The organism is Candidatus Pantoea bituminis (assembly GCF_018842675.1).
In the GTDB taxonomy this organism is placed as follows: domain Bacteria; phylum Pseudomonadota; class Gammaproteobacteria; order Enterobacterales; family Enterobacteriaceae; genus Pantoea; species Pantoea phytostimulans.
The window spans coordinates 380,383-396,406 of sequence record NZ_JAGTWO010000004.1; the positions used below are offsets into that span (position 1 = coordinate 380,383).

At 52.1% G+C, this 16,024-nt stretch carries 17 protein-coding genes, 1 other RNA gene and 1 pseudogene; 7 read left to right on the forward strand and 12 right to left on the reverse strand.

Annotation, left to right across the window (positions count from 1 at the left end; translation table 11 throughout):
• Positions 1-5: 5 nt before the first annotated feature.
• On the reverse strand, positions 6-401 hold the full coding sequence (locus KQP84_RS05540; protein ID WP_215845511.1) for a YraN family protein: 396 nt from the start codon (positions 399-401) through the stop codon (positions 6-8).
• Positions 359-2,392 (reverse strand): penicillin-binding protein activator, encoded by a 2,034-nt coding sequence (locus KQP84_RS05545; RefSeq protein WP_215845512.1) that lies wholly within the window; start codon positions 2,390-2,392, stop codon positions 359-361. The genes KQP84_RS05540 and KQP84_RS05545 overlap by 43 nt, the downstream gene beginning before the upstream one ends.
• A 62-nt stretch (positions 2,393-2,454) precedes the next feature.
• On the opposite strand from KQP84_RS05545, the gene rsmI reads away from it, so the two are divergent.
• The 4 genes from rsmI to KQP84_RS05565 all read left to right on the forward strand — a co-directional run bounded on the left by rsmI (position 2,455) and on the right by KQP84_RS05565 (position 4,451).
• Positions 2,455-3,318 (forward strand): 16S rRNA (cytidine(1402)-2'-O)-methyltransferase, encoded by an 864-nt coding sequence (rsmI, locus tag KQP84_RS05550; RefSeq protein ID WP_215845513.1) that lies wholly within the window; start codon positions 2,455-2,457, stop codon positions 3,316-3,318.
• A gap of 33 nt (positions 3,319-3,351) precedes the next feature.
• Positions 3,352-3,730, forward strand: an RNA gene (rnpB, locus tag KQP84_RS05555) — RNase P RNA component class A.
• 77 nt (positions 3,731-3,807) lie between these two features.
• Positions 3,808-4,122, forward strand: a complete 315-nt coding sequence (locus KQP84_RS05560; protein WP_215845514.1) for a hypothetical protein — start codon at positions 3,808-3,810, stop codon at positions 4,120-4,122.
• A 137-nt stretch (positions 4,123-4,259) separates the two neighbouring features.
• Entirely contained in the window at positions 4,260-4,451 is a 192-nt protein-coding gene (locus tag KQP84_RS05565) for a hypothetical protein (protein WP_215845515.1), read from the forward strand.
• 8 nt (positions 4,452-4,459) lie between these two features.
• On the opposite strand, the gene KQP84_RS05570 is transcribed toward KQP84_RS05565, so the two are convergent.
• The 10 genes from KQP84_RS05570 to KQP84_RS05615 form a co-directional block, all read right to left on the reverse strand.
• Entirely contained in the window at positions 4,460-5,434 is a 975-nt protein-coding gene (locus KQP84_RS05570) for a glutathione S-transferase family protein (protein ID WP_215845516.1), read from the reverse strand.
• A gap of 76 nt (positions 5,435-5,510) precedes the next feature.
• Positions 5,511-5,921, reverse strand: a complete 411-nt coding sequence (locus tag KQP84_RS05575; protein ID WP_215848215.1) for a DoxX family protein — start codon at positions 5,919-5,921, stop codon at positions 5,511-5,513.
• Between the two features lie 204 nt (positions 5,922-6,125).
• Positions 6,126-6,410 carry a YqjK-like family protein gene (locus tag KQP84_RS05580; protein WP_215845517.1) on the reverse strand — a complete coding sequence of 95 codons (285 nt, stop codon included), beginning with the start codon at positions 6,408-6,410 and terminating at the stop codon, positions 6,126-6,128.
• Entirely contained in the window at positions 6,410-6,805 is a 396-nt protein-coding gene (locus tag KQP84_RS05585; RefSeq protein WP_215845518.1) for a phage holin family protein, read from the reverse strand. The genes KQP84_RS05580 and KQP84_RS05585 overlap by 1 nt, the downstream gene beginning before the upstream one ends.
• A gap of 2 nt (positions 6,806-6,807) precedes the next feature.
• Positions 6,808-7,113 (reverse strand): ElaB/YgaM/YqjD family protein, encoded by a 306-nt coding sequence (locus tag KQP84_RS05590; RefSeq protein WP_215845519.1) that lies wholly within the window; start codon positions 7,111-7,113, stop codon positions 6,808-6,810.
• A 35-nt stretch (positions 7,114-7,148) separates the two neighbouring features.
• A complete protein-coding gene (locus KQP84_RS05595; RefSeq protein ID WP_215845520.1) occupies positions 7,149-7,523 on the reverse strand; it encodes a DUF1090 domain-containing protein in 375 nt (124 codons plus the stop codon).
• Positions 7,524-7,725: 202 nt separating this feature from the next.
• On the reverse strand, positions 7,726-8,073 hold the full coding sequence (gene mzrA / locus KQP84_RS05600) for an EnvZ/OmpR regulon moderator MzrA (RefSeq protein ID WP_215845521.1): 348 nt from the start codon (positions 8,071-8,073) through the stop codon (positions 7,726-7,728).
• On the reverse strand, positions 8,073-8,747 hold the full coding sequence (locus tag KQP84_RS05605; protein WP_215845522.1) for a DedA family protein: 675 nt from the start codon (positions 8,745-8,747) through the stop codon (positions 8,073-8,075). The genes mzrA and KQP84_RS05605 overlap by 1 nt, the downstream gene beginning before the upstream one ends.
• A gap of 324 nt (positions 8,748-9,071) precedes the next feature.
• Complete coding sequence (gene exuR / locus KQP84_RS05610) at positions 9,072-9,845, reverse strand: transcriptional regulator ExuR (RefSeq protein ID WP_215845523.1); 774 nt, start codon at positions 9,843-9,845, stop codon at positions 9,072-9,074.
• A gap of 105 nt (positions 9,846-9,950) precedes the next feature.
• Positions 9,951-11,255: an MFS transporter gene (locus tag KQP84_RS05615; protein ID WP_215845524.1), complete on the reverse strand. Its 1,305-nt coding sequence runs from the start codon at positions 11,253-11,255 to the stop codon at positions 9,951-9,953.
• Between the two features lie 399 nt (positions 11,256-11,654).
• Between KQP84_RS05615 and uxaC the strand changes: the two genes are divergently transcribed.
• The 3 genes and pseudogenes from uxaC (at position 11,655) to KQP84_RS05630 (ending at position 16,015) form a co-directional block, all read left to right on the forward strand.
• A complete protein-coding gene (gene uxaC, locus KQP84_RS05620) occupies positions 11,655-13,070 on the forward strand; it encodes a glucuronate isomerase (protein WP_215845525.1) in 1,416 nt (471 codons plus the stop codon).
• A gap of 2 nt (positions 13,071-13,072) precedes the next feature.
• Positions 13,073-14,520 (forward strand): annotated as a pseudogene (locus KQP84_RS05625) (tagaturonate reductase).
• A 4-nt stretch (positions 14,521-14,524) separates the two neighbouring features.
• The gene (locus KQP84_RS05630) at positions 14,525-16,015 is read left to right on the forward strand and encodes a UxaA family hydrolase (protein WP_215845526.1); all 1,491 of its coding nucleotides are present in this window, start codon (positions 14,525-14,527) and stop codon (positions 16,013-16,015) included.
• The last annotated feature ends 9 nt before the right edge of the window (positions 16,016-16,024 follow it).

Here is a 16,024-nt window from a genome sequence, read left to right on the forward strand (position 1 = left end):
TGGCTCTAAACGTCTGCATTAAAGGCATTCGGCAACCATTCAAGCGCCGTGCCGGTAATAGCAATGATGTCGAAACGGCAATTCACTGTTTCAAAACTGCCGCCACGTTGCGCCAGCCAAAAAGCAGCAGCACGTAGCAGCTTATGTTGTTTCTGGCGGGTAACGCTGGCAAGGGCACCACCAAAACGCGCATCGCGCCGATAGCGCACCTCAACAAATACCCAGCAATGTCCGTCGCGCATTATAAGATCAAGTTCACCACCGCGACTGTAAACATTGCTGGCTACCCATTTTAACCCGGCCCGCTCAAGGTACTGGCGGGCGCGTTGTTCTTGCTCGGCACCAATCTGTCGGCGGTTTAGTTCACCGACCTGATTTCGCCCTGGCGGTACTGGTTCCATGTCAACTTCCTGTTGATCACACAATCCGTGTCGGCGCTGAGTTTGCCTGTATTGCCATCCAGCGCAAATCCAGGCACCTGACGCATCTGGTTAAAGTGATTCGCCAGCTTCCAGGCATCAATGCCCATGGCATACAGGCGCACCAGAGAATAATCATTATTAAACGATTTTGTCGCCTGCTGCATTAAGCCCGGATTAGTACCCGAAAGCAGCGGAATATCACTAAACTGCAAACCATCCATCTCCAGACGGAAATCTGGGCCTGCGCCCGCCTGGAAGCTGCGTGAGCTGGCGTACAGCGAAACGCTGCTGCGGCTGCCGGTGCGCATGGAGATCATCGGTTTGATCAGTTGCATTTCTTCTTGCGTTGAGACGATATACACCGAATCAACATTGCCGCCACCGCTGGTAGAGGCCACATCCGGCGTGCTCGATTGCGGTGCCGGAATGGTTAATCCCGCAATGGCAATCCCTTGCGGCTGGTCTGGCGTCACGTTAATCGGCGTGCCGCTTAAGGCAATGCCTGCGCCGCTGTTAATGCCCTGTTTCAACTCAGAAACGGAACCAAAGCGCTGCTGCATTGCAGTGCTACCGCCCAGCGTTTGCCACTCTTGTGCAAAGGCTTTAGTCACGCGATCGCCAAAGCTGTTACGCGGCACCAGCAGCAAAGGCTGGCGTTTGCCCTGATCCCAGATATGGTGCGCGGCATCACGCGCTTCGTCTTCAGGAGAAAGCGCAAAGTAACAAATATTCGGATGGTTCTGGATCTGCTCGGGTTCGTTAAGCGCCAGCACGTTTAAAGGTGTTTGACTATTGGCGACCGCTTCAACGTTACTTTTCAGCAAGGGGCCGACCACAAGGGTGGCACCATCCTGCTGGGCTTGCTGTAACAGCTGCTGAATCGGCTGGCTGCTGGTGTCATAGACCTTGACCTGAGCGTTGCTGGCGGGATCGCTGGCAACAGCGGGCTGCGCTTGTGGCTGCGTCTCAGCGCTATTCTGCTGGTCTGCCGGCGTGGCTTCTGGCGCTGAAGGGCTGACAACCGCATTCGGATCAGCGTTGGGCTGGGAAGCGGCGTTAGGATCGGTGGATGTAGGTTGGGCTGGAGCCGGCTGCGGTGCAGCAGTCAGGACGCCATTTTTCGCGTCGTTAAAGCCTTTTTGAATCGCATTGGCAAATACCTGTGCCTGACCATTCAGCGGCAGCATCAGGGCAATGGTGCTGGTTGAGGCTTTAGTGAAGTTCTGCGCCTGAGTAAGTTGCGTCGGAAGATTTTTCGCCGCTGGGTTTTGCGGGTAGCGCGTCTGCCAATCTTTGATACCGGCTTTCAGCATTTCAGCATCTTGCGTATTGGCACGCCAAACCGCCAGTAAATCGAGCCAGCCTTGCAGGACGTTTTCATCAGCGTTGATAACCAGGTTATTTGCCTGTTGCTGAGGCATTTGCGTCAGCGTTTGCCACATCGCATCAATGTTGTTTTGATGATCGGTTCCGGAGAGCAAGGGCTCTTGTGCAATGTAGTTACGCAGCAGCGCCAGAGAAGGTTGGCCTTGTGAGGCGGCAATTTGCAAACCGTAATAGCGCGCCAGCTCATCCTTCGACAGGGCACCGGTTTTTACCTGGCCCAGCAGCTGTAACGCATCATTCCTATTTTGTTGCGCGATCTGATATTGCGCTTTCAACAGCAGCAACTCTTGTTGTTGGATATCCGAGAGCTGCGAGGGGAGTTGATTCAACTGTTGGTTAGCTTGCGGATACTTTCCTTCCTTCAACAAGGCGCGGATTGCAAGTAATTGCCAGTCGGTCTTGCTATCATCGCTGCTTTGCTGCGCTTGCTGCAGATAGTAAGCGGATGCGCCCGTAGCGGGGCCTTGAATATTAACGGTTGGGGCTTGCGGACCTTGACCACTACACGCGGCTAAAATTAGCGCTGCAAGAAGGACAGGCACAAAGCGTCCTGCTTTATGACGAACGATTTTTGAAGGAAGCATACTGTATCCAGTGATGTTTTTTTCAAGATGCTCAATATTAAATCGGCAATTCGGATGAAACAATGAAACAACACGATCGGGCAGACATTTCTGCCAGCACGCTCTACATCGTTCCAACCCCGATTGGTAATTTGGGTGACATCACCCAGCGGGCGCTGACGGTGCTTTCGAGCGTCGATCTGGTCGCTGCGGAAGATACACGTCATACCGGGCTGTTGCTACAACATTTCGCCATCAATGCGCGGCTCTTCGCACTTCACGACCACAACGAGCAGCAGAAAGCCGAACTGCTGCTGGCGAAGCTGCAGGAAGGTCAAAGCATAGCATTGGTCTCCGATGCCGGTACGCCACTGATCAACGATCCCGGTTACCATCTGGTGCGCCGTTGTCGTGAAGCGGGCATTCGTATTGTGCCGCTGCCTGGCGCCTGCGCGGCGATAGCAGCATTAAGCGCTGCGGGATTACCGTCCGATCGTTTCTGTTACGAAGGATTTCTGCCGGCTAAAACCAAGGGCCGCTGCGATGCGTTGCGCGCCGTGGTAGAGGAGCCGCGCACGCTGATTTTCTACGAATCGACCCATCGCCTGTTAGACAGCTTGCAGGATATGGTCACGGAACTGGGTGCAGATCGTTACGTGGTGCTGGCGCGTGAACTGACAAAAACGTGGGAGTCGATTTATGGTGCACCAGTCGGCGAACTGCTTGCGTGGGTGAAAGAGGATGAAAATCGCCGTAAAGGCGAAATGGTGCTGATCGTCGAAGGCCATAAAGCGGATGAGGAAGCCTTGCCGGCAGATGCACTGCGCACTTTAGCGTTATTGCAAAAAGAGTTGCCGCTCAAAAAAGCGGCGGCGTTAACCGCTGAGATCCACGGTGTGAAGAAAAACGCACTCTATCGCTTCGCGCTAGATCAGCAAGAGGCGTGACAAACGCGGGCGAATGTCCTATCATCCGCCGCCGAAGCTGACTAGACAGTCGCCGCTTTGTCGTCGTCCTCACTTGTGGGGAGACGGGCAAAGGGGAGGAAAGTCCGGGCTCCATAGGGCAGGGTGCCAGGTAACGCCTGGGAGGCGCAAGCCTACGACCAGTGCAACAGAGAGCAAACCGCCGATGGCCCAGTAATGGGATCAGGTAAGGGTGAAAGGGTGCGGTAAGAGCGCACCGCGCGACTGGCAACAGTTCGTGGCACGGTAAACTCCACCCGGAGCAAGGCCAAATAGGGGTTCACAAGGTACGGCCCGTACTGAACCCGGGTAGGCTGCTTGAGCCAGTGAGTGATTGCTGGCCTAGATGAATGACTGTCCACGACAGAACCCGGCTTAACGGTCAGCTTCGACTTTTTACTAAAAACCCCGCTTCGGCGGGGTTTTTGCTTTGTGCAGCCGGCAGATGAATGCCTGTCCACGACGCTTTTTATGAAAGAAGGCGGCTTAACGGTCAGCGTCGGCTTTTTACTGAAAACCCCGCCTCGGCGGGGTTTTTGCTTTGTGCAGCCGGCAGATGAATGCCTGTCCACGACGCTTTTTATGAAAGAAGGCGGCTTAACGGTCAGCGTCGGCTTTTTACTGAAAACCCCGCTTCGGCGGGGTTTTTGCTTTGTGCAGCCGGCAGATGAATGCCTGCCCACGACGCTTTTTATGAAAGAGGGCGGCTTAACGGTCAGCGTCGGCTTTTTACTCAAAACCCCGCCTCGGCGGGGTTGTTGCTTTGTGCTGCAGGCGGGCAGATGAATGCCTGTCCACGACGCTTTTTATGAAAGAAGGCGGCTTAACGGTCAGCGTCGGCTTTTTACTCAAAACCCCGCTTCGGCGGGGTTTTTGCTTTGTGCTGCAGGCGGGCAGATGAATGCCTGTCCACGACGCTTTTTATGAAAGAAGGCGGCTTAACGGTCAGCTTCGACTTTTTACTAAAAACCCCGCTTCGGCGGGGTTTTTGCTTTGTGCAGCCGGCAGATGAATGCCTGTCCACGACGCTTTTTATGAAAGAAGGCGGCTTAACGGTCAGCGTCGGCTTTTTACTGAAAACCCCGCCTCGGCGGGGTTTTTGCTTTGTTACTTAACTGCACTGTTATCCGCGGCCATGCGGCTCATCCCAATCAAAGGCAGGGCCGACAGAAATCACACCATGCGGATTAATGGTCTTATGGCTGCAGTAATAATGATGGCGAATATGCGGCAGGTTGACCGTTTCGGCTATGCCAGGCATTTGATAAATGTCGCGTAGAAACCCGTTCAGATTAAGAAAATCACTGATCCGGTGGCGATCGCATTTGAAATGGGTGACATAGACAGGATCGAAACGCACCAATGTCGTCCACAAGCGTAGATCCGCTTCTGTTAACTGATCGCCCGTTAAATAACGATGCTGACCCAGAATCTGTTCAAGACGCGATAATGAGTGGAACAAAGCCGTGACCGCTTCATCGTAAGCTTGCTGTGAAGTTGAGAAGCCCGCTTTGTAAACACCGTTGTTAACCGTGTCGTAAATCCAGCCATTCAGTTCATCAATCTTTTCACGTAATGCAGGCGGATAATAATCGCCAGCGCGCGCACCAACGCCGTCGAACGCGCTGTTAAACATGCGGATGATATCGGCAGACTCGTTACTGACAATGGTATTCTGCTGTTTATCCCACAGCACTGGCACAGTAACACGCCCGGTATAGTGTGGATCGGCATGCAGATAGAGCTGATAAAGAAATTCGTTCTGATAAAGGCTGTCACCGGTTGTGTCCGGGAACCCATCATCAAAGGTCCAGCCATTTTCTAGCATCAGCGGATGAACCACCGACACATCAATCATATTTTCCAGCCCTTTTAAGCTACGCATTAACAAAGTGCGATGCGCCCATGGGCAGGCCAGTGAAACATATAAGTGATAACGGTTGCGCTCGGCTGCAAAGCCCGCTTTACCGCTGGGGCCGGCGCTGCCGTCTGCTGTAACCCAGTTACGCCACGCGGATTCTGAACGTTTGAATCGTCCGCCGGTTGACTTGGTGTCGTACCAGGTGTCATGCCAGACACCTTCAATTAATTGGCCCATATCGCCTCCCATGCAAACAGGGCGAGGAAAAGTCCCCGCCCTGCTAAGTATATGTGGCATTTCGCCGTTGGTAATATTAGCGCGCTAATGCAGGCTGCGGCTTTTTGTTAAGGAGACGGTCAATGCTGTAAGCGCCTGGACCGACTAAACCTAATACCAGGAAACCACCGGCAATTGACAGGTTTTTCATGAACATCAACTGGTTAACACCTTCTGCAAAATTACTGTGGAACATAAATGCCGTCAGAATGGTGAAGCCAGCAGTGAACAGCGCAGTAAAGCGAGTCAGGAAACCAAACAGAATCGCCAGGCCACCACCAAATTCAAGCAAAATCACCAGCGGCAGCATAAAGCCCGGGACGCCCATCGCTTCCATATATTGTTGTGTACCGCTGTAACCCACGATTTTGCCCCAACCTGCGGTAATGAACAGAATGGTCATCAGGATGCGAGCCAGCAATAAACCTGTATCTTCGAATTTTTTCATCATCTACTCCAACGCTAAAAAGTGGCAGGGCATACGTGCCTGCATCGATTTTTCCCGCTGAAAGCACGTTTGCAGTTCATTGGGCTGATGGAGGGAGATGATAGTCGCGCAGAGAAAAGGTTGTAAGCGAGATATACTGTCGATGTTTTTCAGAAATTCTGATGAAGTGAAGCCAGCCCTAAAAAGGGCCAGCTTTAACAGAGGTTAACGCTGTGGAAGAGCCGTTTTAAGCATGCGCCAGGTGCTCCATAAACCGAAGCCCCGTTTGGCCCAACGCAAAATTTTATTCGGACTGCGCACAGACCAGATTGCCAAAGCGCTGCTGCCCACTGCCAAATAACGTCGCAGGCCGAGGAAAGTTTGCCAACCACGATCATAATGCGCCGTACCGTAAAGCCAGTCACGGCGCCCTGCGCTCAGGTCCAAACGCTGTTGCTGCACCTGATTAAGCAGTTCATGGATGCGTTTCTCACGCTCGCGACGACTCATCAGCGATCCTCCTCAAGCAATACCCGGTCAGTTTCCAGCTCTTTGCGCGTATGGTGCAACAGCGTAGATTGACGTGATTTGCGCAAGGTCCAGATTCCGATGATTAGCGCCAGTGCAAACAGCACCGCAGTAGTGATACCAATCGCCATCAAGCGATATTGTGCATCAACCGCCCAGATAATCAGAACCATCAGGCTCATCAAACCAAAAGCGGTGAACAGCATCGTTAAGCCAACCATGATTAATAACTGAATCAGGTTTGCTTTCTCTGCTTCAAGTTCCACCACTGCAAGACGAACGCGCGTCTCAACCATGCTAACCAGCGTAGTAACGATGCGCTGGCCAATGTTGATGACCCCTTTGCCCGGGCCGTGGTTCTGCTGTGATTCAGCCATAATTAACGTCGAGAGATGAGGATGCCCAGCGCGACGCCAATGGCTGCACCGATACCCACACCATGCCAGGGATTTTCACGCACATAGCCTTCGGCTTTCTGTGCTGCTTCGCGCGTAGTGGCTGCCAGACGCTCGCCTGATTCACCAAGACGCTCACGTGAACTGTCTAAAGCGACGCGCGCTTTACTGCGTAGCTTATCCAGTTCACCTTTCGATTTTTCTGTGCTGCTGCTCAGCACTTCTTCCAGGGTGTCAGCTAAATTTTTCAGTTCGGCACGCAAATGTTCAGACGTTGTATCTTTTGACATGAAATACTCCTTTAACATCAGTAGATTGAATACGGTTAATAAGGCTCCGCCTGCAACTTTTTCAGTTCGTGGCGTGCTTCTTCCAATTTTTCTTCACGTTTAACAATCTTATCCTTGTCGTCGCCGTCCTGGCGCTCTTCCTTGAGTTCACGTTCACGTTCGGCGACTTTCTGTTTCTGCGTATTGATTCTTTCAAGATGCGCAGCTTCAAGTTTTTTGTCGGTACAGTTTGCGCGAACTTCCGTTAACGCGCGCTCCAGACCATTAACGCGGCGCTGATTGTTGTGCTTCTGCGCCACATCGATTTCAAGCTTGATATCCTGCTCTTTTTGCTGACACAGCGACTCCGCAGCCATCAACGATCCTGAAAGCGAAAAGAGTGCGAATCCCAGCAGTAATTTATGTTTCATCAGGCTGATTACCTTCCATTGTGACTTAACCTGCGACCTACCAGACAAGAGGAGACCCAGACTGTCTTTACACTAGCCATCGGTTAAGCATAGACATCAGCGGGAAAAAGTTCAAAGAACACCGGGAGATACAGAAAATTCCAGACCACAATGCGATCTTGCAGTGCAGTCTGGATTCTTGAAGGGAAGAAAGAGGGCGTGATCAGGCCAGCGACAGGCGCTCGGCCTGATCGTGTTGCGCGACGATGAAGCCTTGCGGCAGCAGGCGACGTAATACTTTTTGCGCTGCCAGACTTTGCTCTTCACTGTCGAAATGAATCACCAGCGCATCACCCGAAGGCGTAATGCTTTTGATGCGAATACCTTGCGCAGTCAGCTGCTGGTACAGATAAAAACCATCAGGCAAAGGTGCGCCAGCGTGGGATACGCGAATCTGTACTACCGTTTCATGGCGCATTAGCGTGGGAACCAAACTTAACGCGATCAGCGCAAAAGCACCGCCGACTAGCCAAGGCAGCCAGCGTTTAGGAAAACCTTTCAGCATGTTCATTACTCGGCTTTCCCGTTTTGATTGGCCTGACGTTTACGCCATAAAACGACTAAAGATCCGACTAAACCAATCACCAGCAGCACCAGCGGCAGCATCATCAGGAAGAACATCAGTTCATCTTCATAACGGCGGAAGATTGGCGTTTTACCTAAAGCGAAGCCCAGCACAGTAAGAATTACCACCCACAAAAATGCGCTCACCCAATTGAAAAATTGAAAGCGCGTATTGCTCAGGCCAGAAAGACCCGCGATGGTGGGTAACAAAGTCCGAACGAAAGCGATAAAGCGACCGATAAGCAGCGCCGATAAGCCGTGACGATGAAACAAACTGTACGCACGTTGATGATATTGCGCGGGAAGGTGCGACAACCATTTTTGTACGGTGGGCGTATTACCGAGCCAGCGACCCTGAATGTAACTTACCCAACAGCCAAGGCTCGCGCCGGTGGTCAAAACCAGAATGGTCAGCGGAAAACTCATTGTTCCTTTGGCGATCAAGACACCGACTAAAATCAGCAGACTGTCACCGGGCAGAAAAGCGGCAGGCAATAAACCGTTTTCCAAAAACAAAATCATGAACAAAACGCCGTAAATTGCCCAGACCAGTGTGGGATCGGAAAGGGTTTCGTAATCCTGTTGCCACAAGGCATGCAGCAACGCTTGCAAGATATCCATCAATCATTCCTGAACGTCATTGTTAAACATGTCCCCAAGGGACTTAAGCGCAGACCGGCGTTGAGTTATCGATTTTAGGAGCGCAGCCTGAGCAGGATTTTCCGGATCCTTCCGAAATTGATTGTTAAATCAGCGACTTTATAAAGCCCTGTCGCAAAGGGTAAGAAAAGGGCGATAACTGTAACAAAAATCATGCACACGAGACAGGAGAAACTGCCCGACGACCCGGAGTTTTACCCTGTGAGACAGTATGTAAAAAGTAGCTTTACACGACCTGACATTATTGCAGATTAACTGACCGATTTGAGCAGGATTTCAGCGGCTTTAACGCGGGTTATTGGAGCCATCTGGCAGGATCACCGGATTTTCACCAAACATGTAGCGGTCGACGTTAAATTCGAAATCATCAGCGGTGGCGTTAAACAACATTTGTTTAGTATTTTCCAAATGTTGCCACATCGCCAGTTTGCTGGCGGCGGGATCTTTGCGCATTAGTGCTTTCAGAATATGATCGTGATCGTCGCACCAGCTGATGATGCTGCGCTGATCGATGTGTTCATGGAGTTTGAGCCAATAAGGATTATGCAGGCGATGCAGCCACATTTTTTCGACAATCGCGGCGAGCGCGCTGTTTTGCGTGGATTGCGCAATGCGGACATGGAACTGCATGTCCCATTCCGAGTCGCGGAAATGGTCTTCCTGACGGGCTTTTTCCTGAATCGCCATCAATTCGATAATGTCCTGGCGCGTCACCTGTGTGGCCGCAAATTCTGCAACATTACTTTCGATGAGCTGGCGGGCCTGCAACAGTTCAAAAGGGCCAAAAGAGGCAAATTCCAGCTGGCTGGATGTTGCTACCCGATTCTGCTGTTGACTGGCGATAACGTGAATGCCTGAACCTTTGCGCACCTCAACATAGCCTTCAACTTCTAGCATGATAATGGCTTCACGCACCACGGTGCGGCTGACTTCCATCTCTTCTGCTATCAGGCGTTCGGCAGGCAATTTATCACCGATGGAGTAACTCCCGTTTTCAATCCGGCTTTTTAATTCGCTGGCCAGTTGTTGATAAAGACGGCGGGATTCGATGATGTCCATGGCAAAGTCCAGAATGACAAACGGGTAAGTTGTTATACCACTTAGCGTCGGGCGAGGAAATGGGTGGGTTGGGCTGGCGTTAACCCGCTCAGCCCACCCGAGGGATTAACTGCGAGCGGTTGCAATGGCGGGTGCGCGCACCTTCTGCTCAAGTTCTGAGACCGGTTTATTTTTCAACACCGTCCAGATCACAATTGCACCCAACAAATCAAAGACTGCCAGCGCGGCAAACAGCGGGCTAAAGCCCAGCGTATCTGCCAGCGCACCCACCACCAGGGCAAACATCGTGCTGGCAGTCCAGGCTGCCATACCGGTTAATCCGTTAGCCGTGGCGACTTCATTACGGCCAAATACGTCTGAAGAAAGCGTGATTAACGCGCCTGAAAGAGCCTGGTGTGCAAAACCGCCGACACACAGCAGCGCAATGGCTGCATAAGGACTGGTGAATAAACCAATGGTTCCTGGGCCAATCATCAGTACCGCGCCCATCGTAACCACTAATTTACGTGACACGATCAGATTTACACCAAACCAGCGCTGAAACAGCGGTGGCAAATAGCCACCAAGAATGCAGCCAAAATCAGCGAACAACATCGGCATCCAGGCAAAGAGTGCGATCTCTTTCAAATTGAAACCGTAGGCTTTGAACATAAACAGCGGGATCCAGGCATTAAAGGTTCCCCATGCCGGCTCAGCAAGAAAACGCGGCAGCGCGATGCCCCAGAACTGGCGGTTACGCACAATCTGCATCGCAGACATTTTGCGGTCATTGCCGGTTTGATGCTGCGCCTCTTGGCCTGAAAGAATGTAATCACGCTCTTCTGCGCTGAGTTTGGTTTGTTGTTTGGGATGTTTATAAAATACCAGCCAGCAGAGCGCCCAGACCATGCTTAAAACGCCGGTGATAATAAACGCCATTTGCCAGCTGTGCGCCATGATCGCCCACACGACCAACGGCGGTGCCAGCATGGCGCCAATCGAAGAACCCACGTTGAAATAGCCTACCGCGACCGAGCGCTCCTTAGCAGGAAACCATTCGCTGCTGGCTTTAAGTCCCGCAGGAATCATGGCGGCCTCCGCCGCGCCTACCGCGCCACGTGCCAGAGCTAATCCGCCCCAGCTGCCCGCCATGGCGGTGGCGGCGCAGAAAATTGCCCACATGACGGCAAATACCGCGTAGCCAATTTTTGTGCCGAGTAAATCCAATACATAGCCAGCGACAGGTTGCATCAGGGTATAACAAGCCGAATAAGCGGCGATGATGTAGGAGTATTGTTGAGTGGTGATATGTAATTCAGTTTGCAGCGTCGGTGCTGCCACTGCGATGGTGTTTCTTGTCAGATAGCCCAGTACCGTGCCCAATGTAACGAGGCCGATCATGTACCAGCGTAGCCCTTTGATCTTACGCATTCTCTACCTCTTCCAGTTATGTATGCGGTCTTGCCGCTGTTGTTATCTGGAGCGGGACAACCCGTGATACAGCTCTGCTCACGCCCGCAGGTCGTATTAGCGACCTTTGTTTACCTTGCCTTTTAAGTGCATTCGCTGAACAACGAATGACGGAGCGAGAGCCTAACTTGTTATACAACTTTAAAAGTTGAGAGCCATCACAAAAACCCTTTCAGGCCTGTGGGATACTTTAAACCTACGTCAAGACAGCCATTTAGCCTGCTGCCGGCGACAGAAGCGTCCATAAGCCCGGCTATTTACTGCCGTTTATGTGAGCGTGATCGCAAAGAATTCTGCTGTTGGCTAAAATTGGTATGATAACTTTGAGCCATGAAAGGTTCAGCCTAAGAGGAAGTAAGCATGTCGCGTTTTATGACCGAGGATTTTTTGCTGGATACCGAATTCGCTCGTCGGCTTTATCACGATTACGCGAAGGATCAGCCAATTTTCGATTATCACTGCCACTTGCCACCGCAGCAGATTGCTGAAAACTATCGCTTCGCTAATCTGTACGATATCTGGCTGAAAGGGGACCACTACAAATGGCGAGCGATGCGAGCCAACGGTGTGCCAGAGTCATTTTGTACTGGTGAAGCCAGCGATCATGAAAAATTCAATGCCTGGGCGCGTACCGTGCCGCACACCATTGGTAATCCACTCTATCACTGGACTCACCTCGAATTACGTCGCCCCTTCGGTATCACCGGCACGCTGCTTTCTGAGAAAACCGCCGACACTATTTGGCATCGCTGTAATGATTTGCTGGCGCAGGATGAATTCACAACACGCGGCATCATGAAGCAGATGAATGTAAAAATGGTTGGCACTACCGACGATCCACTCGACGATCTGTCCCATCATCGCGCACTCGCCGATGACGCCAGTTTTGATGTCAAAGTGCTGCCGAGCTGGCGACCCGATAAAGCGTTCAATATTGAAGCCGAGACATTTTTACCGTGGGTTCAGAAGCTGGAGCGCATTGCTGACGTTAACGTGCAGCGTTTTGATGACTTACTGCGTGCGTTGAGCAAGCGCCTTGATTACTTTGCCGCACATGGCTGCAAAGTCTCCGATCATGCTTTAGATGTAGTTTGTTACGCCGAGGCAGATGAAGCCACGCTGGATGCCATTTTATCGCGTCGCCTGCAGGGTACAGCTCCAAATCCACAGGAGATTGCACAGTTCAAAACAGCGGTGCTGGTCTGGCTGGGCGGCGAATATGCACGTCGCAATTGGGTGCAGCAATATCATATTGGTGCGCTGCGTAACACCAATCAACGTCAATTTGAATTGCTTGGCCCGGATGTGGGTTTTGACTCTATTAACGACCATCCAGTGGCTGAACCGCTGGCGCGTTTGTTAGGTGCGCAAAATCTCCATAACGCGTTGCCAAAAACCATTCTTTATTGCCTGAATCCACGCGACAACGAAGTGCTGGCCACCATGGCGGGCAATTTCCAGGGTGAAGGCGAAGCAGGAAAAATGCAGTTTGGATCGGCTTGGTGGTTTAACGATCAGCTCGATGGTATGCAGCGTCAAATGACACAACTCGCGCAAATTGGTTTGTTAAGCCGCTTTGTCGGCATGTTGACCGACAGTCGCAGCTTCCTCTCATATACGCGTCATGAATATTTCCGCCGCCTGCTGTGCCAGATGATAGGAAATTGGGTTGAGCGGGGCGAAGCGCCGGAAGATGAAGCGTTGTTAGGCCAAATGGTGCAGAACATCTGCTTCAACAATGCCCGCGACTATTTCGGCATTGAGTTAGGAGCATGATTATGCAGCGGCTGAATCGTAACGATTTTCCCGGCGCCCGCTATAGCGATCGCGTGATTCAATTCGGTGAAGGTAACTTTCTGCGTGCTTTTATCGACTGGCAAATCGACTGGCTGAATGAGCATCACGGCACCGATGCGGGGATTGTTGTGGTGCGGCCGCGCAACCGTGAAGTCAGCGACAGCCTGAATCAGCAGGAGGGTCTTTACACCACGCTGATTCGTGGCCTCAACGAGCAGGGCGAACAGGTCAGTGAAACACGCCTGATTCGTAGCCTGAATCGCGAAATCCAGCCTTACAAGCAGTACGACGATTTTTTGGCATTAGCTGAAAATGCGCAGATGCGTTTCGTGTTCTCCAATACCACCGAAGCGGGTATCGCGTTTGTCGAGTCGGATACGTTAACCGATCAACCCGCCTCCAGCTTTCCTGGCAAGCTCACTCAGCTGCTGTGGGCGCGCTTCAACCATTTCAGCGGTGCGAGCGATAAAGGCTGGTTAATCGTGCCGTGCGAATTGATCGACCACAACGGCGACATGCTGCGTGAAACGGTGTTGCGCTATGCCGATCACTGGCAGCTTTCGTCAGAATTTAAAGCGTGGGTCAGCGACCATTGTGCATTCTACAACACGCTAGTGGATCGCATCGTGACCGGTTTTCCGCAGGAAAGTGCGCAAATTGAAGCTGAGCTAGGTTATGAAGATCGCTATCTGGTTGCGGGTGAAGTCTATTACCAGTTTGTGATTCAAGGCCCCGCCGCGCTGGTTGATGAGCTTAAACTGGATGTGCTCGCCCGCAGGTGCGCAGAGTTGAAGACATCGCGCCCTACAAAGCACAAAAAGTGGCGATCCTGAATGGCGCTCACACCGCTATGGTGCCGGTGGCGTATCTGGCCGGGTTAGAAAGCGTGGGCGAAGCGATGGACGATGCCGCAATTGCGGGCTTTGTTGATCGCCTGCTGCGCGATGAAGTGATCCCGACACTGGATCTGCCGAGTGACGAGCTGCACACCTTTGCCGATGCGGTACAGCGTCGCTTCCGTAATCCTTTTATCCGCCATGCTTTGCTGTCGATTGCCCTGAATAGCATGACTAAATTCCGTACGCGCCTCCTGACGCCGCTGCTGACATCGCATCAGCAAACCGGCAACTGGCCGCCACGGTTGACCTTCGCATTTGCTGCGTTAATCGCTTTTTATCGCGGCGAGTCAGAAGAGAAAAGCTGGCCGTTGCAAGACGACACGCAATGGCTGCAATGCTTCGCTGAAGGCTGGACCGCATTGAAAGCGGATGAAATTTCTCCGGAACAACTGGTGCGCAACGTTTTAAGCAATGCGCAGCACTGGGGAGAAGATTTAACCCTGCAACCGGGATTGACCGCAGCGGTTACCCAACACCTGCAAAACATCATCGTTCACGGGATGCGTGAGGCGCTGAGCCAACTGAGATAACGCTATGCAAGACGCAATTAAAATTCATTCGCGCGACAATGTTGCCGTGGCGTTGCGCGACTTAGAAGCAGGCAGCACCGTTGAATTGTCTGATGTGGCGGTAACGCTGCAACAAGAGGTTGGACGAGGACACAAGTTTGCGCTGCAACCCATCGCGCAGCGCGATTTAGTGATCAAATATGGACTGCCGATTGGTCATGCTACCCAGCCAATCGCCGAAGGCGAAGTGATCCATTCACAAAATTCGCGTACCAACCTCAGCGATTTGGATGAGTATGAATATCAACCTGAATTCGTTGATGTGCCGCCTCAGCCGGGCGACCGCGAAGTACAGATTTATCGCCGCGCCAACGGTGACGTTGGCATTCGTAATGAGTTATGGATATTGCCAACCGTCGGCTGCGTCAACGGCATTGCGCGTCAAATCCTGCAACGTTTTCTGAAGGAAACGCAGGACGCCGCGGATATTGATGGTGCGTTCCTGTTCAGCCATACCTTTGGCTGTTCACAGCTGGGACAGGATCACGACAATACGCGCACCATGCTGCAAAATATGGTGCGGCACCCCAATGCGGGCGCGGTATTAGTGATTGGCCTTGGTTGTGAAAACAATCAGGTTGATGCGTTTCGTGACACGTTGGGCAGTTTTGAAAGCGATCGCGTAGAGTTTATGGTTTGCCAGCAACATGACGATGAAGTGGAGGCCGGCCTTGAGCGTTTGCATGCATTGTATGAAAAAATGCGTCACGACCAACGTGAGCCAGGCAAACTCAGCGAGCTTAAGTTCGGTTTGGAATGTGGCGGCTCTGACGGCTTTTCGGGTATTACAGCCAACCCGCTGCTGGGACGTTTCTCCGATCAGATGATCGCCAACGGCGGCACGACAGTGTTAACGGAAGTACCGGAAATGTTTGGTGCAGAGCGCATTTTGATGAGCCGCTGCCGCGATGAAAGCACTTTTGATAAAACCGTGGCGATGATCAACGATTTCAAGCAGTACTTTATTGATCACCAACAGCCGATTTATGAGAACCCTTCTCCTGGCAACAAAGCGGGCGGCATCACCACGCTGGAGGAGAAGTCGCTGGGTTGTACGCAAAAGGCGGGGCAAAGCCAGGTTGTTGATGTCTTGAAATATGGCGAGCGACTGAAAACGCCGGGTCTGAATCTGCTGAGCGCGCCGGGTAATGACGCCGTTGCCACCAGCGCGCTGGCCGGAGCAGGATGTCATATGGTGTTGTTCAGCACCGGACGCGGCACGCCTTACGGAGGATTTGTGCCTACCGTCAAACTCGCAACCAATACGCCGTTGGCTGAGAAAAAACCACACTGGATAGATTTTGATGCCGGACGGTTGATCCACGGCATGAGCATGGATGAGATGCTGGCAGATTTTGTCGATACCATCGTAACCATTGCGAATGGTCAGGCGACAAATAATGAGAAGAATGATTTCAGGGAATTGGCGATTTTTAAAAGCGGCGTCACGCTATAAAGCGTATAA